25 protein-coding genes are annotated in these 24,386 nt (G+C 66.2%); 11 read left to right on the top strand and 14 right to left on the bottom strand.

The genetic code is table 11. The features are described from left to right. From ccmB to CEY09_RS10035, 9 genes are all read right to left on the bottom strand, one after another. Complete coding sequence (gene ccmB / locus CEY09_RS10075; protein ID WP_006224203.1) at window positions 1-666, bottom strand: heme exporter protein CcmB; 666 nt, start codon at window positions 664-666, stop codon at window positions 1-3. After that, a complete protein-coding gene (ccmA, locus tag CEY09_RS10070; protein WP_088588519.1) occupies window positions 632-1,327 on the bottom strand; it encodes a heme ABC exporter ATP-binding protein CcmA in 696 nt (231 codons plus the stop codon). Before ccmA ends, ccmB begins: the two co-directional genes overlap by 35 nt. Beyond that, window positions 1,314-1,952: a cytochrome c3 family protein gene (locus CEY09_RS10065; protein ID WP_006224201.1), complete on the bottom strand. Its 639-nt coding sequence runs from the start codon at window positions 1,950-1,952 to the stop codon at window positions 1,314-1,316. Before CEY09_RS10065 ends, ccmA begins: the two co-directional genes overlap by 14 nt. Window positions 1,953-1,967: 15 nt before the next feature. Then, window positions 1,968-2,444, bottom strand: coding sequence for a nitrate reductase cytochrome c-type subunit (locus CEY09_RS10060; RefSeq protein ID WP_006224200.1), 477 nt, complete (start codon window positions 2,442-2,444; stop codon window positions 1,968-1,970). A 19-nt stretch (window positions 2,445-2,463) separates the two neighbouring features. Further along, complete coding sequence (napA, locus tag CEY09_RS10055) at window positions 2,464-4,959, bottom strand: periplasmic nitrate reductase subunit alpha (RefSeq protein ID WP_088588518.1); 2,496 nt, start codon at window positions 4,957-4,959, stop codon at window positions 2,464-2,466. Then, on the bottom strand, window positions 4,943-5,260 hold the full coding sequence (locus CEY09_RS10050) for a chaperone NapD (RefSeq protein ID WP_088588517.1): 318 nt from the start codon (window positions 5,258-5,260) through the stop codon (window positions 4,943-4,945). Before CEY09_RS10050 ends, napA begins: the two co-directional genes overlap by 17 nt. A 23-nt stretch (window positions 5,261-5,283) precedes the next feature. Further along, window positions 5,284-5,442: a periplasmic nitrate reductase, NapE protein gene (gene napE / locus CEY09_RS10045; RefSeq protein ID WP_035212934.1), complete on the bottom strand. Its 159-nt coding sequence runs from the start codon at window positions 5,440-5,442 to the stop codon at window positions 5,284-5,286. A 197-nt stretch (window positions 5,443-5,639) separates the two neighbouring features. Further along, complete coding sequence (locus CEY09_RS10040) at window positions 5,640-6,494, bottom strand: beta-keto acid cleavage family enzyme (RefSeq protein WP_088588516.1); 855 nt, start codon at window positions 6,492-6,494, stop codon at window positions 5,640-5,642. Further along, window positions 6,491-7,453, bottom strand: a complete 963-nt coding sequence (locus CEY09_RS10035; RefSeq protein ID WP_006224195.1) for a 3-hydroxyacyl-CoA dehydrogenase family protein — start codon at window positions 7,451-7,453, stop codon at window positions 6,491-6,493. The genes CEY09_RS10040 and CEY09_RS10035 overlap by 4 nt, the downstream gene beginning before the upstream one ends. Window positions 7,454-7,574: 121 nt before the next feature. Between CEY09_RS10035 and CEY09_RS10030 the strand changes: the two genes are divergently transcribed. Together CEY09_RS10030 and CEY09_RS10025 are read left to right on the top strand one after the other, a co-directional pair. Further along, entirely contained in the window at window positions 7,575-8,483 is a 909-nt protein-coding gene (locus tag CEY09_RS10030) for a LysR family transcriptional regulator (protein WP_006224194.1), read from the top strand. A gap of 186 nt (window positions 8,484-8,669) precedes the next feature. Further along, window positions 8,670-9,137 (top strand): MarR family winged helix-turn-helix transcriptional regulator, encoded by a 468-nt coding sequence (locus CEY09_RS10025; protein ID WP_377785544.1) that lies wholly within the window; start codon window positions 8,670-8,672, stop codon window positions 9,135-9,137. A 36-nt stretch (window positions 9,138-9,173) separates the two neighbouring features. Here CEY09_RS10025 and CEY09_RS10020 read toward each other — a convergent pair whose 3' ends face one another. Next, entirely contained in the window at window positions 9,174-10,163 is a 990-nt protein-coding gene (locus CEY09_RS10020; RefSeq protein WP_088588515.1) for an XdhC family protein, read from the bottom strand. Between the two features lie 341 nt (window positions 10,164-10,504). On the opposite strand from CEY09_RS10020, the gene CEY09_RS10015 reads away from it, so the two are divergent. Genes CEY09_RS10015 through CEY09_RS09995 form a run of 5 tightly spaced genes read left to right on the top strand, consistent with a single transcriptional unit; the run spans window position 10,505 to window position 14,821 of the window. Continuing rightward, a complete protein-coding gene (locus CEY09_RS10015) occupies window positions 10,505-11,467 on the top strand; it encodes an amidohydrolase family protein (RefSeq protein ID WP_088588514.1) in 963 nt (320 codons plus the stop codon). A 23-nt stretch (window positions 11,468-11,490) separates the two neighbouring features. Next, window positions 11,491-12,243 (top strand): maleate cis-trans isomerase family protein, encoded by a 753-nt coding sequence (locus CEY09_RS10010; protein ID WP_088588513.1) that lies wholly within the window; start codon window positions 11,491-11,493, stop codon window positions 12,241-12,243. Window positions 12,244-12,254: 11 nt separating this feature from the next. Further along, entirely contained in the window at window positions 12,255-13,079 is an 825-nt protein-coding gene (locus CEY09_RS10005) for an alpha/beta fold hydrolase (protein ID WP_088588512.1), read from the top strand. A gap of 31 nt (window positions 13,080-13,110) precedes the next feature. Further along, on the top strand, window positions 13,111-14,160 hold the full coding sequence (locus CEY09_RS10000; RefSeq protein ID WP_006224188.1) for a 2,5-dihydroxypyridine 5,6-dioxygenase NicX family protein: 1,050 nt from the start codon (window positions 13,111-13,113) through the stop codon (window positions 14,158-14,160). A gap of 40 nt (window positions 14,161-14,200) precedes the next feature. Next, the gene (locus CEY09_RS09995; RefSeq protein ID WP_088588511.1) at window positions 14,201-14,821 is read left to right on the top strand and encodes an N-carbamoylsarcosine amidohydrolase; all 621 of its coding nucleotides are present in this window, start codon (window positions 14,201-14,203) and stop codon (window positions 14,819-14,821) included. Window positions 14,822-14,898: 77 nt separating this feature from the next. Here the strand turns inward: CEY09_RS09995 and CEY09_RS09990 are convergent, their stop codons facing one another. Genes CEY09_RS09990 through CEY09_RS09975 form a run of 4 tightly spaced genes read right to left on the bottom strand, consistent with a single transcriptional unit; the run spans window position 14,899 to window position 18,378 of the window. Beyond that, the gene (locus tag CEY09_RS09990) at window positions 14,899-15,417 is read right to left on the bottom strand and encodes an aromatic-ring-hydroxylating dioxygenase subunit beta (RefSeq protein ID WP_088588510.1); all 519 of its coding nucleotides are present in this window, start codon (window positions 15,415-15,417) and stop codon (window positions 14,899-14,901) included. Between the two features lie 17 nt (window positions 15,418-15,434). Continuing rightward, a complete protein-coding gene (locus CEY09_RS09985) occupies window positions 15,435-16,724 on the bottom strand; it encodes an aromatic ring-hydroxylating dioxygenase subunit alpha (RefSeq protein ID WP_006224185.1) in 1,290 nt (429 codons plus the stop codon). Window positions 16,725-16,759: 35 nt separating this feature from the next. Beyond that, entirely contained in the window at window positions 16,760-18,061 is a 1,302-nt protein-coding gene (locus CEY09_RS09980; protein ID WP_088588509.1) for an NAD(P)/FAD-dependent oxidoreductase, read from the bottom strand. A gap of 2 nt (window positions 18,062-18,063) precedes the next feature. Further along, complete coding sequence (locus CEY09_RS09975; protein WP_088588508.1) at window positions 18,064-18,378, bottom strand: non-heme iron oxygenase ferredoxin subunit; 315 nt, start codon at window positions 18,376-18,378, stop codon at window positions 18,064-18,066. 397 nt (window positions 18,379-18,775) lie between these two features. Here CEY09_RS09975 and CEY09_RS09970 point away from each other — a divergent pair, with 397 nt between their 5' ends. Genes CEY09_RS09970 through CEY09_RS09955 form a run of 4 tightly spaced genes read left to right on the top strand, consistent with a single transcriptional unit; the run spans window position 18,776 to window position 24,373 of the window. Further along, window positions 18,776-19,879: a TRAP transporter substrate-binding protein gene (locus CEY09_RS09970; RefSeq protein WP_088588507.1), complete on the top strand. Its 1,104-nt coding sequence runs from the start codon at window positions 18,776-18,778 to the stop codon at window positions 19,877-19,879. Window positions 19,880-19,902: 23 nt separating this feature from the next. Further along, window positions 19,903-22,305: a xanthine dehydrogenase family protein molybdopterin-binding subunit gene (locus CEY09_RS09965; RefSeq protein WP_088588506.1), complete on the top strand. Its 2,403-nt coding sequence runs from the start codon at window positions 19,903-19,905 to the stop codon at window positions 22,303-22,305. Continuing rightward, the gene (locus CEY09_RS09960) at window positions 22,302-23,129 is read left to right on the top strand and encodes an FAD binding domain-containing protein (protein WP_088588505.1); all 828 of its coding nucleotides are present in this window, start codon (window positions 22,302-22,304) and stop codon (window positions 23,127-23,129) included. The genes CEY09_RS09965 and CEY09_RS09960 overlap by 4 nt, the downstream gene beginning before the upstream one ends. A gap of 11 nt (window positions 23,130-23,140) precedes the next feature. Then, window positions 23,141-24,373, top strand: a complete 1,233-nt coding sequence (locus CEY09_RS09955) for a xanthine dehydrogenase family Fe-S subunit (RefSeq protein ID WP_088588504.1) — start codon at window positions 23,141-23,143, stop codon at window positions 24,371-24,373. Window positions 24,374-24,386 lie beyond the last annotated feature (13 nt).

Raw genomic sequence — 24,386 nt, 5'->3', positions numbered from 1 at the left:
TCAGTCCAGCGCCACGCGCAGCGCGGCGGACGCGCTCCAGGGGCATAGCAGGATCGCCAGGCACAGGCAGGCGCCCAGCAGCGACAGTTGCGGCCCGGCGCCCAGGCCCGCGTGTGTGGCGGACACGGCGCCCGCCCCGAAGATCAGCACCGGCACGTACAGCGGCAGCACCAGCAGGGGCAGCAACGCCCCGCCGCGCAGGCCCAGCGTCAGCGCCGCGCCCAGACCGCCCACCAGCGCCAGCGTGGGCGTACCCAGCAGCAGGGACAGGACCAGTACGCCGATCGCCTGCGGCGGCAGGCCGAATTGCAGCGCCAGCACGGGGCTGGCCAGGATCAGCGGCAGGCAGCCGCTGACCCAGTGCGCGGCGAGCTTCACGCCCACCAACAGCGGCAGCGGGTGCGGCGACACCAACAGTTGCTCCAGCGCGCCGTTGGCGTGGTCTTGTGCAAACGGGCGGTGCAGGCTCAACAGGATGCCCAGCAACGCGCAGACCCACAGCACGCCCGGCCCGATCGCCAGCAGCAGGACGGGATCGGGGCCGACCGCCAGCGGGAACAGGGAACCCGCCACGATGAAGAACAGCGTGGCGCCCAGCGTATCCGCGGGCCGTCTCCAGGCTAGCCGGATGTCACGCAGCGCCAACTGAGACAGCGTAGCCAGCATCCGCGTAGTCATCCATGTTCAAGGTTTGCGTGCGGACGACGGCGGTGCCGGGCGCGCGGTGCGACGCCACGACTGCGGCGCCGCCGGCATCCAGGTGTGCGTCCAGCGCCCGCCACAACTGCTCAAGGCTGGCGGCGTCCAACCCCGCGTCGGGTTCATCCAGCAGCCACACGGGCTTGCCGCCCAGCACCACGGCGGCCATTGCCAGCCGACGGCCCTGGCCTTGGGACAGCCGGGCCGCTGGCACGTGCACGCTGCCCTCCAGACGCCAACGGTGCAGGCCCGTCGCAATGGCGTCGTCGTCTTGCGGCGTGCCGGCCACATGCAGGCTATAGCGCAGGTTCTCCAGCGCCGTCAGTTCGCCGCACAGGCCGTTGGCGTGCCCCAGGAACGCCACGCGCGCGAAGTACGCCGCCGTGTCGCGGCGCACCTCCTGGCCCTGCGAATAGAGCGTGCCGGCCAGCGGGCGCAGCAGGCCGGCCAACATGCGCAAGAGGCTGGTCTTGCCGCTGCCATTGGCGCCCTGCACATGCAGGAGCTGGCCGGCATGCAGCTCGACGTCCACCGGACGCAGTCCCTCGGGCCCGCTGCAAGGGCCGCCGCGGGGGCTGCGCAGCCCGCGGGCCGCGAGCAGGGGCGGCGGAGCGTCAGCGGGCCGCATTCGCCACCTCTTTGGGCGCCCTGGCCGGCGGCGTCGCGTCAGAGGTCTGGCCAGGCGGAATATGCGGCAGCGTATGGGCGATGCCCTTGTGGCAATCGATGCAGGTCTTGGTCTTGTCGGCCAGATAGGTCGAGTGCATGTTCTGCGCGCGTACGCTTTGGCGCGTGAAGTCCATGTATTCGTAGTTGTGGCAATTGCGGCATTCCAGCGAGTCGTTGGCCTTGAAGCGAGCCCATTCGTGCTGAGCCAGCTCCAGCCGCTTGTCCACGAATTTTTCGCGCGTGTCGATGGTGCCGAAGATCTTGCCCCAGACTTCCTTGGACGCCTGCATCTTGCGGGCGATCTTGTCGGTCCAGTTGTGCGGCACGTGGCAGTCCGAGCACAAGGCGCGCACGCCCGAGCGGTTGGTGAAGTGGATGGTGCCCTTCAGTTCCGCGTACACGTTGTCGCGCATTTCATGGCAGCCCGTACAGAACTTTTCGGTGTTGGTCAGTTCCATCGCCGTGTTGAAGGCGCCCCAGAACAGGATGCCGCCGATGAAGCCGCCGATCGTCAGAAAGCCCAGGCTGAAGTGCACGCTGGGGCGGCGGATGATGTTCCAGTAGCGCTTTAGGAGCTTGAGCATGGCGGCATCGATCCCTTACTTCTTGTCGGTGGCCGGCGCCGTCAGGCGCTTGAGGATCACATCGATGTCCTGATAGGTATTGGACACCAGCGGCTTGGCCTCGGCCTGCGGCACGTGGCACTGCACACAGAAATAGCGCCGCGGGGATACCTCGGCCAGCACGTTGCTGTCGCGGTCCATGTAGTGCGTCACGCTCAAGGGCGGCGCCTGGGTTTCCTCGGTGTTTACCCGCGCATGGCAGGCCAGGCAACGGTTGTAGTTCTTGTCGATCTGGTAGCCGTCGATCTTGTGCGGAATGGTGGGCGGCTGCATCGAATAGGTGCGCATCCGCTTGATGTCCTTGTTTTCGATCGGGCTTATCAGCGGCGGGTTGGCTTCTTCTGCGATCGGGGTGGGCCCGCGCATGGGGTCTTCGACCTCCAGCGGCGGGGCGGCCCAGGCGGCCGAGGCCAGAAGGATGCCGATGGCGATGGTGGCGGCGCGTCGTTTCATGGCTGTCTCCCGGGGCCGCTCAGACCTTGACGATCTTGACCGCGCACTTCTTGAAGTCGGTCTGGAAAGAGATCGGGTCGGTGGCGTCCAACGTGACCTTGTTGATCAGCTGGCCGGCGTCGAACCAGGGCACGAAGACCAGGCCGCGCGGCGGCTTGTCGCGCCCGCGGGTCTCAAGCCGCGTGCGCATCTTGCCGCGCCGCGATTCGATCTCGATTTCCACGCCGCGCCGCAGGCCCATCGCCTGCGCGTCGTCGGGGTGCATGAAACAGACCGCGTTGGGAAAGGCCCGGTACAGCTCGGGCACGCGCCGCGTCATCGACCCGGAATGCCAGTGCTCCAGGACGCGGCCGGTGGACAGCCAGAATGGGTATTCCTTGTCGGGCGATTCCGGAGGCGGCTCGTAGGGCAGGGCGTAGATAATGGCGCGACCGTCCGGATTGCCGTAGAACTCGAAGCCGGCGCCCGCCTTCACGTAGGGGTCGCTGCCTTCGCGGTAGCGCCACAGGGTTTCCTTGCCGTTGACGACGGGCCAGCGCAGGCCGCGGGCCTCGTGGTACATGTCGAAGGGGGCCAGGTCGTGCCCGTGGCCGCGGCCGAATTCGGCGTATTCCTCGAACAGCCCCTTTTGCGCATAGAAGCCGAAAGCCTTCGCTTCCTGGTTTTCGTATTCCGCGTTCAGTTCGCTGTTGGGGAACTTGTTGACGCGGCCGTTGGCAAAGAGCACGTCGAACAGGGTCTTGCCCCGGTACTCGGGCTTCTTGGCCAGCAGGTCGGCGGGCCAGACCTCTTCCACCTTGAAGCGCTTGGAGAATTCCATCAACTGCCACAGGTCGGAGCGCGCGTCGCCCGGGGCGTTCACCAGCTGATGCCAGAACTGGGTGCGCCGTTCGGCGTTGCCGTAAGCGCCTTCCTTTTCCACCCACATGGCTGCGGGCAGGATCAGGTCGGCCGAAATGGTGGTGACCGTGGGGTAGGCGTCCGACACCACGATGAAGTTGTCGGGGTTGCGGTAGCCCGGCAGTCCCTCATTCATCAGGTTGGCCGCCGCCTGCATGTTGTTGTTCACCATCACCCAGTAGGCGTTGATCTGGCCGTCCTTGAGCATGCGGTTCTGCAGTACCGCGTGCGCGCCCACTTTTTCGGGAATGGTGCCGTCGGGCAGTTTCCAGATCTCTTCCGCATGCGCGCGGTGCTTGGGGTTGGTCACGACCAGGTCGGCCGGCAGGCGGTGCGAGAACGTGCCCACTTCACGCGCGGTCCCACAGGCCGACGGCTGGCCGGTCAGCGAGAACGGGCTGTTGCCCGGCGTCGAGATCTTGCCGGTCAGCAGGTGGATGTTGTAGACCATGTTGTTGGCCCACACGCCGCGCGTGTGCTGGTTAAAACCCATGGTCCAGAACGAGGTCACGCGGATCTTCGGGTCGGCGTAGAGCTCGGCCAGGTCCTGCAATTGCTTCTGCGGCACGCCGGTCAGCTTGGACGTGTATTCCAGGTCGTACTTCGAGACGAACTTGGCGAAGTCGTCGTAGGTGATGGGTTTGGAGCCGCCCGCCTTGTCGGCGTTCTTGGCCGCCTTCTGCAAAGGGTGGTCCGGCCGTAGGCCATAGCCGATGTCGGTGTTGCCTTCATGGAACACGGTGTGCTTGTCCACAAAGTCGCGGTTCACGCGCTTGGTCTGGATGATGTAGTTGGCGATGTAGTTCAGGATCGCCAGGTCCGTCTGCGGCGTGAAGGTCAGCGTCAGGTCGGCCAGTTCATACGAGCGGTGCTCGAAGGTGGACAGCACCGCGACCTTCGTCTTGGGGGCGGACAGCCGCCGGTCGGTCACGCGCGTCCACAGGATGGGGTGCATCTCGGCCATGTTCGAACCCCACAGCACGAAGGCGTCGGCGTTCTCAATGTCGTCATAGCAGCCCATCGGTTCGTCGGCGCCGAAGGTCCGCATGAAACCCACGGCTGCCGATGCCATGCAGTGCCGCGCGTTCGGGTCCAGGTTGTTCGACCTGAAGCCTGCCTTCATCAGCTTGAGCGCCGCGTAGCCTTCCCACACGGTCCATTGGCCCGATCCGAACATGCCCACCGCCGTGGGCCCCTTGTCCTTTAACACCCGCTTGAACTGTTCGGCCATCACGTCGAAGGCCTGGTCCCAGGACACCGGTGCGAATTCACCGTCCTTGGCGTACTTGCCGTCCTTCATGCGCAAGAGCGGCGTGGTCAGCCGGTCGTTGCCATACATGATCTTGGACAGGAAGTAGCCCTTGACGCAGTTCAGGCCCTTGTTGACCTCGGCGTTGAAATCGCCGTGCGTGGCCACGACCTGGTTGTCCTTCACCGCGACGTTCACGCCGCAGCCGGTCCCGCAGAACCTACAGGGTGCCTTGGACCATTTCAGCTTGGCGGCCTCGGATTCGGTCACGATGTTCTGCGTGTACCCGACGATCGGGATGCCCGCCACGGTGGCGGCAGCCGCGGCGGCGGATTGCTTGATGAAGTCTCTACGAGCCATGGCCATCGTCAATCTCCTCGTTCATCGCGGCAAGCGTGTCGGCATGCTGGTAGACCAGCGCCGAGGCCAGCACGCCATCCAGGCGCTGGATCTCGGAGATCCGCGCCATCATGTCGTCGGTGGAGGGCGCTTCCAGCGTGACCACCAGTTTTCCGGTGTCGGACGCGCCATGGATTTCGGCTCCGGCTACCGCCAGGATGGCGGCGCGGACGTCGGGCAGGCGTTGGGGCAGGGCATGCACCACCAGGCTGGCAATGTGCAGCTCAGGGGGCGCCGCCAAGGGCGCGGGGGAGGCAAGCGCGGACATGGGAGGTTTTCCGTCGCGTCGCATCAGCTGCCCGGGGGGCCGGCGATCAGCTGATAGAACCAGACGATGAAACCGTAGCCCGCCACGATGATGACCGTAAGGACGGGGGCCATGACGGCCGTCAGGAACAGGAAACTTCGAAGCTCCTGGGGCTTGGTGTACCCATCAGACTCGTTTTGCACACACCACCTCACTACGACAGTTGGGGTATTGCGTTTAACGTGCGGATGTCGAAGTTTTTAGCAGTGCATTTACATGGCGTCAATGTTGCATCACGGCGAAACAATCGCGCGGTCGCGCTATATACAAAGGTGCCTGACGCCTTGCGGGAACACGCTCCGGCAGACGTCAGGCACCTTGTATTGATTCGCGTTGCGGATTAGCCGATAGCGCCGTAGATGCGGCGCGCATCCGCCGCGGTGGCCAACGGACGGCCCAGCGCGCGGGCGCCTTCGGCAGCCTGGCGAACCAGCGCCGCATTGCCGGACGCGATGCTGCCGTCGCGCAGCTTCAGGTTGTTCTCGAAGCCCACGCGCATGTGGCCGCCGAATGCCGCCGCGGTCGTGACGCAGGCGTTTTCCTCGGCGCCGAACGCGCAGATCGCCCAGGGCAGCGATTGGTCGTACGCCGCCAGGAAGGGCAGCAGGTCATAGGCCGACGAAGTCTGGCCCACGCTGTAGCGGCCCAGCACGAACAGCACCGACCAGGCGCCCGGCGGCACCAGTCCGCGGGCGCGCAACGATTGCCAGCGGCGCACGTCGCCTTCGTCGTACAGGATGATCTGGGCCATGATGCGGCGCTCGGCCACCCAGGCCAGGAACGCCGCCAGTTCCGCTTCGGGAACGTCCGGCACGGCGATTTCGCGCAGTCCCATGGACACGGCTTCGGGCTGCAGTTCGCGCACCAGCGCGATCTGCTCGGCCGCCTTGTAGACGCCGGCGGCTTCGCTGGTGACCTGCACCAGCAGTTCGCGGCCCACGGCGCGGTCCACCGCGGCCAGCGCTTCGCGGTAGGCGTGCGCGCACAGCAAGTGGCTGCCATCGGGCTTGCGCACGTGCATGTGCATCATCCCGGCGCCGGCGTCCAGGCAGGCGCGCGCTTCCAGCGCCAATGCCTCGGGCGTCATCGGCACGGCGGGGTGGTCGGCGGCTTTCTTGTAGGCGCCGTTGGGCGCCACGGTGATGATGACGGGGGATTCGGCCAGCGCGGCGCGCGGCAGGGCGGCAGCATTCAAGGCTGGATCTCCGGCAGTTCGGGGCTGATCAGGTCCAGGCCGGCGCGCAACAGGCGGTCGTAGCGGGCGCGCTCGGCGGCGATCGTCTCGGGCGTCCAGGCGTAGAAGCCTTCTCCGGCCTTCATGCCGTAACGGCCGTCGGCGGCGCGTTCGGTCAGGCAGCGCGCCGGGTGGTCCGAATTGCAGAAGGTCGGGTACATGGTCGCGCCCGCGGCAGCGTGCACGTCGATGCCCGCGTGGTCGCGTTGCATGACGGGGCCGGCCGCCAGGAAGCGGAAGCCGAAGCCGAAGCGCACGGCGGCGTCCACGTCTTCCGGCGACGCGATGCCGCGGTCGATCAGGTCGAAGGCCTCGCGCGACAGCGCGTGCTGCAGGCGGTTGGCCAGGAAACCGGGCAGGTCCTGCTTGACCTTCACCGGCACGCTGCCGCAACGACGCATGAAGGCGATCAGCGAATCCGCGCAGGCGTTGTCGCTGGCTTCGCCCAGCACCACTTCCACCAGCGGCACCAGGTGCGCGGGCATGAAGAAGTGCAGGCCCAGCATGCGGCCGCGCGTATCCAGGCCCTGGCCAATGGCGCTGATGGGGAAGCTGGAACTGTTGCTGGCCAGGATGGCGTCGGGCCGGGCGCGCTGCGCCAGGTCCGCGAACAGGGCCTGTTTGATGTCCAGGCGTTCGGGAATGCACTCGATGACGAGATCCACGGTGGACCAGTCCACGGCGTCCAGGCTGGGGGCGGTGGCCAGCAGGGCGGCATTGGCTTCGCGGCCGATGGTCTTCAGGTTTTCGGCGACGCGGGCGGGCAGGCCGGCCGCGCGTTCCGCGTTGGATTCGATCACGGTCGTCCGGCAGGCCGCGCGGGTCAACACCACCGCCACGTCGGCGCCCATCGTGCCGCCGCCCACTACCACTGCATGCGCCGCGCCCGGGTTGGGCAGCGCTTTTGCGTCCGTCTGCATGGTTTGCTCCTCTCTTCGATCGTCGTTGGGGGCGAGTGTAGAGAAGCCGCTTTGATTGATGAATCAGATTTTTTGGATAGAATGATCGTTAAAACAGATCAATAGAGACAGGCAGGCCGGCATGCAGATCAATCTTTCGATGCGCGATATCGACACCACGCTGGTGCTGGGGCGCACGCTCAATTTCCGGCAGGCGGCCGCGCAGCTGCACCTGTCGCAATCGGCGCTTTCCACCCAGATCCAGCGCATCGAAGAGGCGCTGGGCGTGCGGCTGTTCGACCGCACCACGCGCACCGTGCGCCTGACGGCGGCGGGCGAGGTCTTCCTGCAGCAGGCCGCGACCCTGCAGGTGGCGTTTCGCGACGCGATCGCGGCCGTCAGCGGCGTCACCAGCGCCGAGCAGGGCCAGGTGTCGGTGGCCGCCTTGCCGTCGCTGGCTGCCCGGCTGTTGCCGCGCGTGCTGATGGCCTACCGCCAGGCGCATCCGCACGTGGCGCTGAAAGTGCGTGACACGCTGTCCGGTCCCGCGTTTGATCTGGTGCGCGCCGGCGAAGTGGACTTCGCGCTGACCGCCGCCGATCCGCAGCACGCCGACTTGCACTACGTGCCGCTGATGTCCGACAGCTTCCTGCTGCTGATTCCCGAATCCCACCCCCTGGCCAAGACGCGCGGACCGTTGCGCTGGGCCGACACGGCCACCGCCGCGCACGTATCGATGGTGCAGCCCAGCAGCGTGCGGCAGTACACCGAATGGGCATTTCTGCAGAACCGCATCCGCTTCACGCCCGCGTTCGAAGCCGAGCATCTGACAACGATCGTGGCCATGGTCGAGTGCGGTTTTGGCGTGGCCGCCTTGCCCGAGATCGCGGCGGGCGCGGTATCCCAGACGGCCATCGTCCAGCGGCCGTTGACGGGGCCGGTGGCCGAGCGTTCGATCGGTCTGGTCACCTCGCGCAACCGCAGCTTGTCGCCCGCCGCGGCGGCGCTGGTGCAGACCTTGAAAACGTACCTGGCGGCGCATCCGCGCTAGGGCGATGAAGGCGCCGCCCGAGGCCGTTTGATTTCTCTCAAGCGCCCCGTCAAAGCCCCTCGACACCCGGTTGCCGATGGTATTATTCTCAGTACACTAACTAATCGGAGCTGCCTCAACGTGCCGGATGTACAGAAAAAGACGACGTCCCAGAAGCGCGTCGCACCTCAGAAGACAGACAGCAATATTTTCGATCCGGCCAAGCAGGTGCTGTGGTCGCGCCCCGGCTATCTGGTGCGGCGCCTGAACCAGATCCACTACGCCATGTTCTACGAAGAGTGCAAGACGCAGAACGTGACGCCCGTGCAGTACGGCGTGCTGACGGCGCTGTCGCTCAGCCCCTGGCTGGACCAGACCGCCATCGGCATGGAATTGGGGCTGGACCGCACCACGACTGCCGACGTGGTCAAGCGGCTGCAGGAGCGCGGCCTGGTGGAACGCCGCGTGAATCCCACCGACAAGCGTTCGCGCCAGGCGGTGATCACCCAGGAAGGGTTGCGCATCATGGGACTGCTGCAGCAGGGCATGGCGCGGGCACAGCAGCGCTTGCTGGAACCCCTGTCGGCGCGCAACCAGGAAATCTTCATGAAGCTGCTGTCCACGCTGGTCGAAGCCAATAACCAGTACAGCCGTACGACGCTCAAACCGATGTAAGGCAAAGGGGGGCGCCTGCGGCGCGATCCCCCTTTTTCACTCCTTCAACGCATTCGCCTGAGGCACGCTGCGGGCAGCTTGCCCATCCCCCAGCGAATTTCGCACCCAGATCAATTCGGCGGCGATCGCCACGGCAATCTCGGCCGGCGTCTTGCTGGCGATGCGCAAGCCCACCGGGCCATGCAGGCGTTCAATCTGATGATCTTCCAGGTCGAACAACCGCAAGCGCTCACGCCGCTTCTCCTGATTGGCGTGCGACCCTAGCGCGCCCACATAGAACGCTGGGGACTTCAACGCTTCCAGCAGCGCCATGTCGTCAAGCTTGGGGTCATGGGTGACGGCCACGATCGCGGTGCGTTCGTCGGTGCCGATCTCCAGCACGGCATCGTCGGGCATGCTGGTCAGCAGCGTGGCTTGGGCCGCGTTCCAATCGCTGAAGAATTCCTCGCGGGGATCGCACACCGTGACGTGGAATTCCAGCGTTGCGGCGATGTCCGCCAATACGCGGGCGGTATGGTTCGCGCCGATGATCAGCAGCCGCCAGCGCGGGCCGTAAACGCTGCGCAAGCGCCGGCCGTCGAAATCGGGCCCGTCGGCAGGTCCGGCAGGCGAGATCGAGGTGTGGCCATCGACCAGGTCAACCGTGCGTTGGATCAGATGATGCTCGCGGATCGATGCCAGCACGCGGTCCAGCCATACGGTGTCGTGTAGCCGTTCACTGATCAGGCGCAGCGTGCCGCCGCAAGGCAGGCCGAAGCGCGCGGCCTCGTCCCGCGTGACGCCGTAGGTCAGGCGGGCAGGGGCGTCTTCAAGGTCGCCGGCGCGGGCGCGCGCAATCAAATCGTCTTCGATGCAGCCGCCCGACACCGAGCCGACCACCCGGCCGTCGTCGCGCACGGCCAGCATGGCGCCAGCCTGCCGGGGGGCCGAACCCCAGGTCTGCACCACGGTCACCAGGTGCACGCGCTTGCCCGCAGCGACCCAATCCCGGGCTTGTTGCAATACGTCCAGATCCAAAGCGTTCATTGGCTTCTCACACAGGAAAGGCCTGGTCGACGTAGGGGCGTCGGCACGGCCTATGTGTTCACTGTACTGATGATTATCGGGCGTGTCTCTAGTGTCTATCCCTACCCGGGCAGCCTCATTTCAGGCACGGCGCTTGCCCCGGGATTTCCCTAATTGGTCAGTACGCTGACTATAAAGTCAGTATACTGACGTAAATTCGGAAGCCGTGACGGCCCGGGTTCCCATAGGGAAGAGTGCCGTCTGGAGTTCCGGTTGTTCCAATCAAATAGTCAGTGTACTGATAAATACACTGGCATGCCGTGGCGGGGCAGGCGTCGCGCCATCAAACTGGGAGCAGGGGAATGAGCAAAGTGCGCAAGATCGCGTTCGAGGAGCACTACACCGCGGTCGGATTCAAAGACTATTCAAAGAGTTTTGCGCAGCATATCGATCCGGCGGTGCTGGCCGATCTGGCAGCGCGCCTGACGGACTTCGATGAAGTCCGATTGGGCGAAATGGACCGCGCCGGCATCGACTACGTCATCCTGTCGCAGACGGGGCCCGGCGTGCAGGCCGAAGCCGATGCGGCGGTGGCGGTCAACCGCGCCAAGGAGAACAATGATTTCCTGGTCAGCCAGATTGCCCGGCATCCGACCCGGTACGGCGGCTTTGCCACCTTGCCGATGCACGACCCGAAGGTCGCCGCGGCGGAGCTTGAGCGTTGCGTCAGGCAACTGGGCTTCAGGGGCGCGCTGATCAACGGCCACACCAACGGCGTCTACTACGACGACCGCGCCTATGACCCCTTCTGGGAACGTGTGCAGGAACTGGATGTGCCGATCTATCTGCACCCCACCGATCCCTATGTGGTGCCGCAGGCCTACTCGGGCCACCCGGAGCTGGTGGGCGCGTCCTGGGGCTGGGGCGTCGAGACCGCCACCCACGCGCTGCGGCTGCTGTTCGGCGGCGTGTTTGACCGCTACCCCGGGGTCAAGTTGATCCTGGGCCATATGGGCGAGGGCCTGCCGTTCCAGCGCTGGCGCTTTGACAGCCGTTTCGCCGTCTACTCGCACGGCATCAAGCTGGCGCGCGCCCCGTCGGAATACCTGGGCAGCAACATCGTCATCACCACGTCCGGCGTCTGTTCGCCTCCCACCCTGGTCGCCGCCATTGCCGAAATGGGCCGCGAGGCGGTGATGTTTTCGGTGGACTATCCCTACGAATCGACCGCGCTGGCCGCCGAATTCATCGAGCAGACGCCGATGGACGACGCGACCCGCGACCTGATCTGCCACGGCAACGCGCAGCGCCTGTTCAAACTCTGACTTCACCGGAAAAAGGAGCAACCATGCAGAAACCCTTCCGCATCGGCCAGATCGTGCCGAGTTCGAATACCACGATGGAAACCGAAATCCCGGCCATGTTGCTGGCGCGCCAGCAGATCCGGCCGGAGCGCTTCACGTTCCATTCCAGCCGCATGCGCATGAAGAAGGTGGTCAAGGAGGAGCTTGCGGCGATGGACGGGGAATCCGACCGCTGCGCGGTGGAACTGAGCGACGCGCGGGTGGACGTGCTGGGCTACGCGTGCCTGGTGGCAATCATGGCCATGGGCCATGGCTATCACCGGGTGTCGGAAAAACGCCTGCAGGCGCACACGGCCGCCAACGGTGCGGACGCGCCGGTCATCACCAGCGCGGGCGCGCTGGTGGACGCGCTGAAGGTGATCGGCGCCCGCCGTATCGTGGTGGTGGCGCCCTACATGAAGCCGTTGACCGAGCTGGTCGTGGACTACATCCGCAACGAAGGCTTTGACGTAGTCGACTATCGGGCGCTGGAGATTCCGGACAATCTGGAAGTGGGGCGCCATGACCCGGCGCGCCTGCCCGAAATCGTCGCGCAGATGGATACCAGCAACGTGGACGCCATCGTGCTGTCGGCCTGCGTCCAGATGCCGTCCTTGCCGGCCATCGCCAAGGTCGAGGCCCAGACCGGCAAGCCGGTGATCACCGCCGCGGTGGCCACGACCTACGCCATCCTGAAGTCGCTGAACCTGGAACCCGTGGTGCCGGGCGCGGGCGCGCTGCTGTCGGGCGCTTACTGAGGAAGACGGCCATGAGCACTTATCTCTACGGGGCGAATGTCCAGGCCAACGGCATCCGCCAGCACTACCTGCGCTACGGCGGTGCGCACACCGCGGGTCGGGACGCCGTCGTAATCGTGCCGGGCATCACCAGCCCGGCGATCACATGGGGCTTTGTCGGCGAACGTTTCGGCAAGACGTTCGATACCTACATCCTGGACGTGCGCGGCCGCGGCCTGTCGGAGGCCGGCGCCGCGCTGGACTACAGCCTGGACGCGCAGGCCGCGGACGTACTGGCGTTCGCGCAAGCGTTGGGACTGGAGCGTTACAGCCTGGTCGGGCATTCCATGGGCGGGCGCATCGGCGTGCGCGCGGGCCGGACCCAGCCCGCCGGCCTGCGCAGGCTGGTTCTGGTCGACCCGCCGGTGTCTGGTCCCGGCCGCCGGCCGTACCCGGCCAAGCTGCCCTGGTATGTGGATTCCATGGCGCAGGCCCGCCACGGCATGGACGCGGACGCCATGCGCGCGTTTTGCCCGACCTGGACCGATCAACAGCGCCGGCTGCGCGCCGAATGGCTGCATACCTGCGACGAACGCGCCATCGTCCAGAGCTTCGAGGCGTTTCAGACCGACGACATCCATGCCGACCTGCCCCAGCTGAACGTACCCGTCCTGCTGGTGACCGCGGAAAAGGGCGATGTGGTGCTGGACGCGGACGTGGCGGAAATCGCGCAGTTGGCGCCTGGTACGCAGCATCACCGGGTGCCCGCGGCCGGCCACATGATTCCGTGGGACAACGAGGAAGGTTTCTACGCGGCCTTCGGCGATTTCCTGGGCGCGCCGCTGGCGCGGGCCTGAGCCGCCGGACTTTCAAGAGAAGGAGGCAACCATGCCTGTAAGCGACTATGAACTGGTGAAGGCCTGGCAGCAGGTGCTGACCTTGTCCCAACTGCAAGCCGGCCAGACCGTGACGGTGCTGACCAGCGCGGCGACCCACCCGCAGACGCTGTCGACGGCGTTGATCGCGGCGCAATCCATGGGGGCGGTGGTGAACCGGCTGGATTTGCCGCCCGTCAACGGCGAGAAGGCGTTAAGCCGCGATTCGCTGGCCTATCTGGGCACTACGCCGCTGACGGGCAACAAGCCCGCGATCGCGGCGTTAAAGGAAAGCGACCTGGTGCTGGACCTGATGACGCTGCTGTTCTCGCCGGAGCAGCACGAAATCCTGGCGACGGGCACCAAGATCCTGCTGGCGGTGGAGCCTCCCGAGGTGCTGGCGCGGCTGGTGCCCACCGAGGCGGACCGCGCGCGGGTGAAGGCGGCGGCCGCGCGCATCGGCGCCGCGCGCGAGATGAGCGTGGTGTCGGCGGCGGGCACCGACCTGCGCTGCCCGCTGGGCGAATTCCCCGCGATCAGCGAATACGGCTTCGTGGATGAACCGGGGCGCTGGGACCATTGGCCCAGCGGCTTTGTCCTGACCTGGCCGAACGAGCGCGGCGCCAACGGCAAGATCGTGATCGACGTGGGCGACATCCTGCTGCCGCAAAAGCTCTACGTGCGCTCACCCATCGAACTGACGGTGGAAAACGGCTTTGCCACGCGGATCGAAGGCGGCGTCGACGCGGAACTGCTGCGCGAATACGTGGCGTCGTTCCGGGACCCCGAGGCCTACGCGATTTCGCATATCGGCTGGGGCCTGCAACCGCGCGCGCACTGGACCACGCTGGGGCTGTACGACCGCGAGGCCACGATCGGCATGGACGCGCGGGCGTACGAGGGCAATTTCCTGTTCTCGCTGGGCCCGAACAACGAGGCGGGCGGCAGCCGCAGCACCACCTGCCATATCGACATCCCGCTGCGTGCGTGCACCGTGCGGCTGGACGGCGAGGACGTGGTTCGCCAGGGCAAGGTGCTGGACGGCGCTGCCCGGCAGGAATAGGCCATCGCGCCCAGTCACTATCGATCAAGGAACCCGCTTCATGAATGACGATATCTCTGCCTACGAGCGCCAGGGTTTTGGCGCCGCCATGGCGCCCAAGCCCCCCTACGGCCTGCTGATCGTGGACCTGGTCAACGGCTTCGCCGACCCCGCGGTGTTCGGCGGGGGCAACATCGCGCCGGCCATCGCGCAGACGACGCATCTGCTGGCGCACGCGCGCAGCCAAGGCTGGCCGGTGGCCCACAGCCGCATCGTGTTCGCGGACGACGACGCCGACCACAACATCTTCACGTTGAAGGTCCCGGGCATGCTGACGCTGAAGGAAACCCACCCCAACAGCGCGATCGTTCCCCAACTGGCGCCCGCCGCCGGGGAACTGGTGGTACGCAAGACGGTGCCTTCGGCGTTTTTTGGCACCGGCCTGGCCGCCTGGCTGTCGCAGCGCGGCGTCCAGACGCTGCTGGTGGCGGGCGCGGTCACCAGCGGCTGCGTGCGGGCAAGCGTGGTGGACGCAATGCAGTATGGCTTTCGGCCCTTGGTGGTGTCGGACTGCGTGGGCGACCGCGCCATTGGCCCGCACGAGGCCAACCTGTTCGACATGCGCCAGAAGTACGCCACCGTGCTGACTTGTGACGAGGCGGTGCGCGCCACCCGGGGCTGAACGGCCCGGCCATCGTCCAAGGAAAAAGGGGTTGCGCCGTCCGGCGCAAACCCTTTTTTCTTTGGCGCCCCGATGGACTACACGGGATACACCAGGTCGTTGGCCAGGATGGTGGTGTCATACACCACTTGCCGTTCCTTCAGCTTGAGCACGCCGTCCTGCTTCGTGAAGCGGTCGTAGTAGGTGCCGGCAAGGTGCAGCGTCGTGGGGCCTTCCACCAGGGTCTGCATCAGCATGAACGCGGCCTGGGCCTCGATGTCGCCGTCAGGCGATTCGCTGATCACGCGGGTATTGCTGACCAGGTGCAGCATGTAGCGCGGCGCGAACATCTGGGTGCGCGAAATGGCCACGGCGCGGTCGTGCATCATGGCGCGGCCCTCGGAATAGACCAGCCCCACCGGCAAGCCCAGCTCGGCGTTCTCGCGCGCAGTCACGCGGTACAGGCCGTCCTCGGTGAAGAAGGCGGGCCAGGCCTCGACCTGGCCGGCGTCCAGCGTCGCGCAATAGTCGGCGTGGAATTCCTCGATTTCCTGGCGCAACGCAATGGCGCGCGTCGGGTCGATCTTGCGGCGGGAAAATTCGAATCGGGTTCTCATCTGTCTCGGTTCCTGCCTTAGAAGCCCATCACGCCGCGGTAGTAGCTGTACATCGAGCGGATCGCGGCCTCCGAGATCAACGTGTTGGACGTGCCTTGCTTGCCGGATTCCAGCTTCAGCACGTTGACGTCGGTGCTGGCGCGCCGCACGCCTTCTTGCACGAACTTCATGGCCTCGTTGTCTTCCAGGCCCAAAAAGCCGGCCGGTCCCATCAGGTTGCCCTGGCGCAGGCGATGGCGTTCCATCTCGGGCGTATCGTCTTCATAGCCGAACATGGTCCACTGCATGATCATGCTGTCGGGGCCGTTGGGCACGATCTGGCGCACGCCCAGCGTATTCATTTCGCGCTGCACGATCAGGTTGGGCCACACCGTCTGCATGGTGACCGACCAGGGCGAATCGAATTCCTTGACGAACTCCAGGAAGCGGTCGTCCTGCAGGTGCAGGCCGTCGTGGAAAGAACGCATCTCTTTCTTGTTTTCTTCGCTGACGGAGGCGTACTTGTCTTCGCTCTTGGCCGAGGCCATGGTGCCGTGGCGGCCATGAACGGAATCGACCAGCATCGCCGACTTGTTGCCGGCCACCAGCAGCCCGAAGACAACCAGGAAGGAATGCAGCAGGGTCGCGTGGTAGGGGTCCTTCAGATTCTCGTGATACATCTTCCAGTTGCACGGCAGCTCGTTGCGGTAGTAGCCGTGGATCTTGAGCTTCTTGCCTGGAAAGACGGTGTCGAAATCGGTCAGGATCTCGGGCGTCAGGTACTGGTCGATGGGTTCGACCTCGGCGCTGTACGAGGCGAAGATCACGCCGTTGCGCGTGGTCACGTAGAGCTTGCGCAGGCCGTGTTCGTCGTTCTTGAAGTCCTTGGGCATGCCGCCTTCGCGGTTCACGCCGCGCTTGAAGGGGATGCCTTGCAGATTGCCCTTCAGGTCGTACGACCACTGGTGATAGGGGCAGACGAACTCTTTGGCGTTGCCCTGGCTGTTGCGGCAGAACTCGGCGCCGCGATGGGCGCAGCGGTTCTCGAACACGTTGACCGACCCGTCTTCGGCGCGCGAGACCACCACGGGCGTCGGCCCGACGTAAGAGCGCTTGTAGTCGCCCGGATTGGGCAGTTCGGCTTCCAGCGCCACGTAGTTCCAGGTCTTGCCGTGGAAGATCTTCTCGACTTCCTGGTCGTAGACGGCGCTGCTGGTGTAGACCCAGTCGGGGATGTAGTGCAGCGCGTCTTCTGGCCAGACACAGTCGGCTAGCGCTGCATCCTTGGCGGCTACCGTGCGGCCGATGACGGTTTGTGATTGATACATGAAAAGCTCCTGTCGAGGCGGGGCAACAATGGAATTCAGGACGCGGCGGCTGCGCTCTGCTGGCAGGCTTTCACCAGCGGCTTGAGCGCCACGGTTTCGTCGGCGTAGCGCTGCGGATCGATGCGCAGGCCTTGTTCGAACAGCACACGCAACTGGCGCAGGTCGCCGCCGGCGTTGACGGCGATGGCGTGCACGGGGACGCCATCGCGGTGGCCCAGCCAGATGAATTTGGGCGCGTCGCCCTGGCTGTCGGGCACGCCGCGGCAGGCATAGGCCAGGCCGGCTTGCGGCAGGCCCAGCATCTGCACGTTGCAGCCGAACTGGTCCGTCCAGAACCAGGGGTAGGGCTCGCCCGGTGCGGGCAGGCCCAGCATGCCGGCGGCGGCGGCGCGCGCTTGCTCATTGGCGTTCTGCCATGACTCCAGCCGCAGTGCCAGGTTCAGGTGACGCCGGTGCTGGCTGGCGCAATCGCCCGCGGCGTAGACGTCGGGATCGCTGCTGCGGCAGTGGGCGTCGACCACGATGCCGCCGTTGGCGGCGTCCAGCGCCAGGCCCGCCTGCTCGGCCAGCGACACCTCGGGCGCCAGGCCGATGGCCACCACCACCACGTCGGCGTCGATCACGGTGGCATCCTGCAGTTCAAGGGTGAAACGCGCTTGGTGCTTTACCGTCGCGTCCGGGTGGGGATGCGCGCTGCTGCGCGCAATGCGCGCGTCCAGGCGCAGCGCCACGCCGGCATGGCGGGCGCGTTCGGCCAACCAGTCGGACAGCGCCGGCGGCAGCACACGCTCCAGCAGGCGGGGCGCGCTTTCCAGCACGGTCACCGCCGCGCCCAGGGCGCGCGCGGTGGAGGCAACTTCCAGGCCCAGGAAACCGCCGCCGATCACCACGACACGCGCTTGCGGTGTCAGGCCGGCGCGCAGCGCGGCCGCATCATCCAGCGTCCTGATGTAATGCACGCCGGCGGTGCCGCGCGGAAAGGCGGGCAGTTCGCGCGCCCGGCCGCCGGTGGCAAGCAGGCAGCGGCTATAGCTTAAGGCGCGCCCATCGGCCAGATGGACCTGGTGGTCCGCGGGATCCAGACGGACCACTTCGGCGCCCGTCAGCAGCGTGATGCGCCGCTGTTCATAGAAGTCGCCGGGATGGACCGCCGTCTGCGCATGCGCCTCTGCCGATTGCAGCACGGCCTTGGACAGGGGCGGGCGCTCGTAGGGGGCATGCGCTTCGCGGCCGATCAGCGTGATCGGGCCTTCATGGCCCTGGTCGCGCAGGGCGGCGGCGGCCACCGCGCCGGACTGGCCGGCGCCGATGATGAGGATCGAGTCGGCGTCAGCCATGATCAACCCTGCACGTCCGCGTAGATGTCCTGGCCTTCGACCTTGACGGGGTACACGCGGATGCCGCTGGTCGCCGGCGCGCACATGGCCTGGCCGGTGCGGATGTCGAACCTGGCTTGATGCAGCGGGCATTCGATGCAGCCGTCTTCCAGATAACCGTCGGACAGCAGCGCATAGGCGTGCGTACAGACATTGTCCGACGCGAAGAACTCGCCTTCGCTGCGATACAGCGCAAGCTGCTTTTCGCCGGCCGCGACGGGAATGACTTCATCGTCGTCGGTCAGCTGGTCGGTGGAGGCGATGCGGATCCAGTTCATATTGTCTCTAATCAGTATGCTGAGTAATGTGGTCAGTGTACTGCTCAAAAAAACAAGTCTGGAGCTAGGGATTTCCCCGACGTGACGCTCGCAGGCGGTCTGCGGCGCGGGCCTATTATGCCCGCCATGTAAGCGCGCGGGCGCGCCACTTCCTCTATATGGAAGGACTACCCGTAAACGCCGTCGGCGCCGTCCCGCCATGCGCGCCGAATGGGCCGCAAACGCAGGGTTTAAGCGGCTTTCGCAGTGGGGATTTACCTTATTGACACTCAAAATTACTGTCAGTATGCTGATCAACAATTCAGTGTGCTAACGTTTTTTCGGGTGTACGGAAGCGGCGTTGGCATGGGTTGAGGCGGGTCCAAGGGGACTCAATCGAATAGATCGGGAGCAATACATGCAACGACGCCGTTTCCTCGCACAAGCCGCTGGCGCAGCCGGCGCGGGCCTTGCCACCGTGGGCATGCCCGCCATCGCGCAATCCGCGCCGGCGGTGCGCTGGCGCATGTCGACCAGTTGGCCCAAAAGCCTGGACACCATCTACGGTTCGGCAGAAGAGCTGTGCAAGCGCGTGGCGCAATTGACGGACGGCAAGTTCGAGATCCGCGCGTTCCCTGGCGGCGAGCTGGTGCCGGCGGCGCAGAACATGGATGCGGTCAGCAACGGCACGGTCGAATGCAATCACGTGCTGAGCACGGCCTACATCGGCAAGAACACCGCGCTGACGTTCGACACCGGCCTGTCGTTCGGCTTGAGCGCGCGCCAGCACAACGCCTGGGTCCATTCCGGCGGCGGCCTGAAGATGCTGCGGGCGCTCTATAAGAAATACAACATCGTGAACCACGTCTGTGGCAACGTCGGCGTGCAGATGGGTGGCTGGTACCGCAAGGAAATCAAATCGCTTGCCGATCTGAAAGGCCTGAACATGCGGATCGGCGGCATTGGCGGCATGGTGCTGTCCAAGCTGGGCGCGGTGCCGCAGCAGATTCCGCCTGGCGATATTTATCCGGCGCTGGAAAAGGGCACCATCGACGCCGCCGAATGGATCGGGCCTTACGACGACGAGAAGCTGGGTTTCAACAAGGTGGCGCCTTTCTACTATTCGCCCGGCTGGTTCGAAGGCAGCGCATCCATTACCAGCATGGTGCACGACAAGGCCTGGGAGGCATTGCCCCCGGCCTACCAGGCGGCATTCGAAGCCGCCGCGGGCGAACAGACCATGCGCATGCTGGCCAACTACGACGCGCGCAATCCGCTTGCGCTGCGCAAGCTGATCGCGGGCGGCGCCAAGGTCAGTTTCTTCCCCAAGGAAGTGATGGACGCGGCCTACAACGCGTCGCAGGAACTGTGGGTGGAACTGTCGGCCAAGAATCCCGACTTTGCCGCGATCTATCCCGACTGGAAGAAATTCCAGGCCGAGCAGGTGGGCTGGTTCCGCGTGGCCGAAGGCCCGCTGGACAACTACACCTTCGCCGCCGTGGCGAAGGCCCAGGCCAAATAAGACTCAGGAGACAGAGGGTAGTCATGACGACAGAACACGCCAGTACGCACGGCCGGCCGGGTAAGCCGCAAGGAGTGGGCGCGCGGGTGCCGCGCAAGGAGGACGCGCGCCATCTGCACGGCAAAGGCAATTTCGTGGCCGACATGGCCATGCCGGGCCTGAGCGAAGTCGCGTTTCTGCGCAGTCCGCTGGCGCATGCGCGCATCACGGCGGTGCGCGTGGCCGATCAGATCGCGGGCAATGTGTTCCTGCGTCAGGCCATGCCCGATGCGCGCGACATCGTGGCCGATTCCACGCTGCCCACCTATCAGGCGTCGGCCCAGCCGCCGCTGGCCTCGGGCAAGGTGCGTTTCGTCGGGGAACCGGTGGCCATGGTGTTTGCGCCCACGCGCGCCGAAGCCGAGGACTACGCCGAACTGATCGAGGTCGACTACGACGACCTGCCGGTGTATGCCGACGTCGACAGCGCGCAGGCCGCACAGAGCGACTTGCTGCACGAGCAGTGGCGCGACAACGTCTTCGTCACGCTCAATGCCGACAAGCAGTTCGACGAGTATGCGGCGCAGGCCGAGGTGGTGGTGCGTCGCAAGATCGACCTGGCGCGGCAATGCATGGTGCCAATGGAAGGCAAGGCGGTGCTGGCGTATTGGGACCATCAGGCCGACCAGCTGGTAGTGGTCAGCGCCACCCAGGTGCCGCACATGATCCGCAGCGTGCTGGCCCAGTGCCTGGACCTGGAGCAAGGCCGTGTGCGGGTGGTGTCGCCCGATGTGGGCGGCGCCTTTGGTTACAAATGCGTGCTGCAGCAGGAAGAGTTGTGCGTGGCCTGGCTGGCCAAGACCTTCAAGCGGCCGTTTCGCTTCATCGAGGACCGCCGCGAACACCTGACCGCGGGCGCCAACTCGCGCGAGCACCATTATGAAATGGTGGCCTACGCCGACCGTCGCGGCAAGCTCCTGGCGTTGGACGCCAAGATCACCATCGACGGTGGCGCGTACTCGGTATGGCCGTTCACCATCGGCCTGGAGCCGGGGCAGGCCATCGGCAACCTGCCCGGGCCGTACGCTTTCAAAGGCTACCGCTGCGTCACGCGGGCGGTAGCCACCAACAAGCCGGGATTCGTGCCCTACCGCGGCGTGGCGCGCACCGGCGTGTGCTTCGCGATGGAACTGACGATGGACGCGATCGCACGCGAGGTCGGGCGCGAACCGTGGGAAGTGCGCCAGGAGAACCTGGTGCAGGGTGACCAGATGCCGTTCGTCAACGTGACGGGCAAGCACCTGGACAGCGGCGACTATCCAGCCAGCCTGCAACAGGCCATGGACATGATCGGCGTGGCCGCGGTGCGCGAGCGCCAGCGCCAGGGCGAAGCCGATGGGCGTCTGATCGGCGTGGGCCTGGCGACCTATACCGAGCAGGCTGCGCACGGCACGTCCGTGTTCGCCGCCTGGGGAACCCCCGTCATTCCGGGGTTCGACCAGGCCACGGCCCGGGTCACGCCCGACGGCGGGCTGGAACTGCGGGTGGGCGTGCATTCGCACGGACAGGGCATGGAAACCACCTTTGCGCAGATCGCCAATGAAATCCTGGGCGTCGACGTGGGCAGCATCAAGCTGCTGCACGGCGACACCGGGCAGACGCCGTTTTCCACTGGTACCTACGCGTCGCGGTCGCTGGTGATGTCGGGCGGCGCCGTGTCGCAAGCCTGTAAGCGCCTGCTGCCGCGGCTGACCCATATCGGCGCGCACCTGCTGCAGGCCGATCCGGCCAGCGTGGCGTGGAACCAGGATCGCCTGGAGGCGGGCGGCAAATCGGTGTCGGTCAAGGACGTGGCCGACGCCTGGTACCTGCGGCCGCAACTGCTGCCGCCCGACGTGGATCCCAGCGGTCTGGAGGTCACCGTGGGCTACAAGCCCAAAGTCGACACGGGCTGCTTCACCTACGCCACCCATGCGGCGGTGGTGGCGGTGGATCCGGGCACGGGCGGCGTGGAAATCCTGGATTACGTGGTGGTAGAGGATTGCGGGACGATGATCAATCCCATGGTCGTCGAAGGTCAGACCATCGGCGGCGTGGCCCAGGGCATCGGCACCGCCTTCTATGAAGAGACGCCCTACGACGAGAACGGCCAGCCGCTGGCCTCGACGTTGGCGGACTACATGCTGCCCGGCGCCACCGAAGTCCCCAACATGCGCCTGCATCACTTCGAGACGCCATCGCCGCACACCGAATTCGGCGCCAAGGGCATGGGCGAGGGAGGCGCCATCGCGCCGCCAGCCGTGCTGTTCAACGCCGTCAACGATGCGCTGCGTCCTTTGGGCGCGGCGGAACTGCTGCGCACGCCCTTGTCGCCGACGCGCGTATTGGCCGCCATCGCGCAAGGCAAGCAAACAATACAGCCCGCCGCGGCGGAGGTGATGGCATGAAGGCCGCCGCATTCGAGTACACGCGTCCGGGCTCGCTGCAGGAAGCCCTGCGGGCGCTGCGCGAACACGACGGCCGCGCCAAGCTGATGGCCGGCGGCCAGTCGCTTGGGCCGATGCTGAACCTGCGGCTGGCGCGTCCGCCGGTCGTCATCGACATTTCCGGCCTGTCGGAATTGCGTACCGTCACCCGGCAGGACGGCATGCTGCGCGTGGGCGCGGCCGTGACGCACGCCGAGATCGAGGACGGCGTGCACGAGCTGCTGCGCGGCACGCCCTTGCAGCAGGTGGCCCCGGGCATCGCCTACCGCGCCATCCGCAACCGCGGGACGCTGGGCGGCAGCCTGGCGCACGCCGACCCGGCGGCGGATTGGGTGCTGACGGTGGTAGGGCTGGGCGCGACGCTGGAGATCGCCGGCCCGGACGGCGTGCGCAGGGTTCCGGCCGATGGCTACATGCAGGGCGCCTACACCACGGCGTTGCGGGAAGACGAACTGATCGCCGCCGTGCTCGTGCCGGTTCCCAGCCCGCAGGCGCGCTGGGGCTACTACAAGTTCTGCCGCAAGACGGGCGAGTTCGCCGAAGCCAGCTGCGCCGCCTGGTTCGATCCCGTGGCGTGCACGGCGCGCATCGCGGTGGGCGCCCTGGACGGCGCGCCCAGGCTGCTGCCCCAGTTGGCCGCGCGCATCGCGCAGCAGGGGCTGGCCGGCATGGACGAGACGCTGCTGGCCAATGAACTGGCCGGTGTCATGCAGGACAAGGATGAACACCACCGCAAGCTGCACGGGACCGCGGTGACGCGCTGCCTGGCGCAGGCGTTGGGCTGACAGGAAAAACCATGGTTCAGGTGACATTGGAAGTAAACGGCAAGCGCGTGTCGCACGAGGCGCCCGCGCGCATGCATCTGGGGGATTTCCTGCGGGATCAGGCGCGCCTGACCGGCACCCACCTCGGTTGCGAACATGGCGTCTGCGGCGCCTGCACGGTGCTGGTCGACGGAGCGCCGGTGCGGTCCTGTATTTCGTTCGCGGTGGCGTGCGAAGGGCGGCAAGTGACCACCATCGAAGGGTACGACGCCGATCCGGTGATGCAGCGGCTACGCGCCGCCTTCACCCGGCATCACGCCCTGCAATGCGGCTATTGCACGCCGGGCATGCTGGCGACCTCGCGCGATATCGTGCTGCGCCTGCCCGATGCGGATGAAAGCCGGGTCCGGGTGGAGCTGTCCGGCAACCTGTGCCGTTGCACGGGCTATATGGGCATCGTCGCTGCGGTGATGTCGGTGCTGGCCGACTTGAAGGCGCAGCCTGATGCGGCGGTGCAGGCGTTGCGCGCCGCCCAGGCGCAAGGCCGCGGCGCAGCGCCCGTGGCCGAGAAGCCGGTGGCGTTCGCAGGCTTTACCCCAACGATGGCGAGCCCGGCTGAAACGACGGCCTCGGCCACCGCGGGCAGTGCGGACAGCGCAGCAACCCCAACCCCCACGGCGGCGGCGCCGGCGGACAAGAAAGCGGGGCGCGGCAGCCAGATCGACGGCGGCTTCCAGGTGCCGTTCCCGGCGGCGGAAGTCTGGGCCTTCATGGTGGACTTGCCAGCCCTGGCCAGTTGCCTGCCGGGCGCCTCGATCGAATCGCACGAGGGCGACCGCGTCAAGGGCAAGGTCGCCATCAAGTTCGGGCCCATGGCCGCGGCCTTCAACGGCGCGGCCCGCCTGGAACGCGACGACGCCGCCATGCGGGCAGTGTTCCGCGGCGCCGGGCAGGACTCGCTGAGCCAGTCGCGCGCCAATGGCGACATCACGTATCAGCTTGAGGCGCTGTCGCCCACCGAGACGCGAGTCAACGTCAATCTGCTGTATTCGCTGCAAGGGCCGTTGGCGCAGTTCTCGCGGTCGGGGCTGGTGCAGGATTTCGTGCGCCGCATGATCGCCGACTTCGGCAACAACGTGACGGCCCGCTTGCGTCAGCCCGCAGGGCAGGGCGAACCCCTGGCCCAGGCCAGTTTCAATCCCACGGCCATGTTCTTCAGCGTGCTGTGGGCGCGTATCAAGCGTTGGTTCGGCCGCGGCGACTGATCGCGGACGAGGT

The organism is Achromobacter marplatensis (genome assembly GCF_002209535.1).
Lineage (GTDB): Bacteria > Pseudomonadota > Gammaproteobacteria > Burkholderiales > Burkholderiaceae_B > Achromobacter > Achromobacter marplatensis.
This window is presented reverse-complemented; position numbering and strand designations above follow the sequence as displayed.

Bases quoted from the DNA above. Each gene is read 5' to 3' on its own strand.
- CEY09_RS09970 (WP_088588507.1), top strand. From the start codon at position 18,776: ATGCAACGACGCCGTTTCCTCGCACAAGCCGCTGGCGCAGCCGGCGCG.
- CEY09_RS09975 (WP_088588508.1), bottom strand. From the start codon at position 18,378: ATGAACTGGATCCGCATCGCCTCCACCGACCAGCTGACCGACGACGAT.
- CEY09_RS09965 (WP_088588506.1), top strand. From the start codon at position 19,903: ATGACGACAGAACACGCCAGTACGCACGGCCGGCCGGGTAAGCCGCAA.
- CEY09_RS10050 (WP_088588517.1), bottom strand. From the start codon at position 5,260: ATGTCCGCGCTTGCCTCCCCCGCGCCCTTGGCGGCGCCCCCTGAGCTG.
- CEY09_RS09985 (WP_006224185.1), bottom strand. From the start codon at position 16,724: ATGTATCAATCACAAACCGTCATCGGCCGCACGGTAGCCGCCAAGGAT.
- CEY09_RS09995 (WP_088588511.1), top strand. From the start codon at position 14,201: ATGAATGACGATATCTCTGCCTACGAGCGCCAGGGTTTTGGCGCCGCC.
- CEY09_RS09955 (WP_088588504.1), top strand. From the start codon at position 23,141: ATGGTTCAGGTGACATTGGAAGTAAACGGCAAGCGCGTGTCGCACGAG.
- CEY09_RS10010 (WP_088588513.1), top strand. From the start codon at position 11,491: ATGCAGAAACCCTTCCGCATCGGCCAGATCGTGCCGAGTTCGAATACC.
- CEY09_RS09990 (WP_088588510.1), bottom strand. From the start codon at position 15,417: ATGAGAACCCGATTCGAATTTTCCCGCCGCAAGATCGACCCGACGCGC.
- CEY09_RS10035 (WP_006224195.1), bottom strand. From the start codon at position 7,453: ATGCAGACGGACGCAAAAGCGCTGCCCAACCCGGGCGCGGCGCATGCA.
- napA (WP_088588518.1), bottom strand. From the start codon at position 4,959: ATGGCCATGGCTCGTAGAGACTTCATCAAGCAATCCGCCGCCGCGGCT.
- CEY09_RS10000 (WP_006224188.1), top strand. From the start codon at position 13,111: ATGCCTGTAAGCGACTATGAACTGGTGAAGGCCTGGCAGCAGGTGCTG.
- CEY09_RS10015 (WP_088588514.1), top strand. From the start codon at position 10,505: ATGAGCAAAGTGCGCAAGATCGCGTTCGAGGAGCACTACACCGCGGTC.
- CEY09_RS10005 (WP_088588512.1), top strand. From the start codon at position 12,255: ATGAGCACTTATCTCTACGGGGCGAATGTCCAGGCCAACGGCATCCGC.
- CEY09_RS10060 (WP_006224200.1), bottom strand. From the start codon at position 2,444: ATGAAACGACGCGCCGCCACCATCGCCATCGGCATCCTTCTGGCCTCG.
- ccmA (WP_088588519.1), bottom strand. From the start codon at position 1,327: ATGCGGCCCGCTGACGCTCCGCCGCCCCTGCTCGCGGCCCGCGGGCTG.
- CEY09_RS09980 (WP_088588509.1), bottom strand. From the start codon at position 18,061: ATGGCTGACGCCGACTCGATCCTCATCATCGGCGCCGGCCAGTCCGGC.
- CEY09_RS10030 (WP_006224194.1), top strand. From the start codon at position 7,575: ATGCAGATCAATCTTTCGATGCGCGATATCGACACCACGCTGGTGCTG.
- ccmB (WP_006224203.1), bottom strand. From the start codon at position 666: ATGCTGGCTACGCTGTCTCAGTTGGCGCTGCGTGACATCCGGCTAGCC.
- CEY09_RS10020 (WP_088588515.1), bottom strand. From the start codon at position 10,163: ATGAACGCTTTGGATCTGGACGTATTGCAACAAGCCCGGGATTGGGTC.
- CEY09_RS10065 (WP_006224201.1), bottom strand. From the start codon at position 1,952: ATGCTCAAGCTCCTAAAGCGCTACTGGAACATCATCCGCCGCCCCAGC.
- CEY09_RS09960 (WP_088588505.1), top strand. From the start codon at position 22,302: ATGAAGGCCGCCGCATTCGAGTACACGCGTCCGGGCTCGCTGCAGGAA.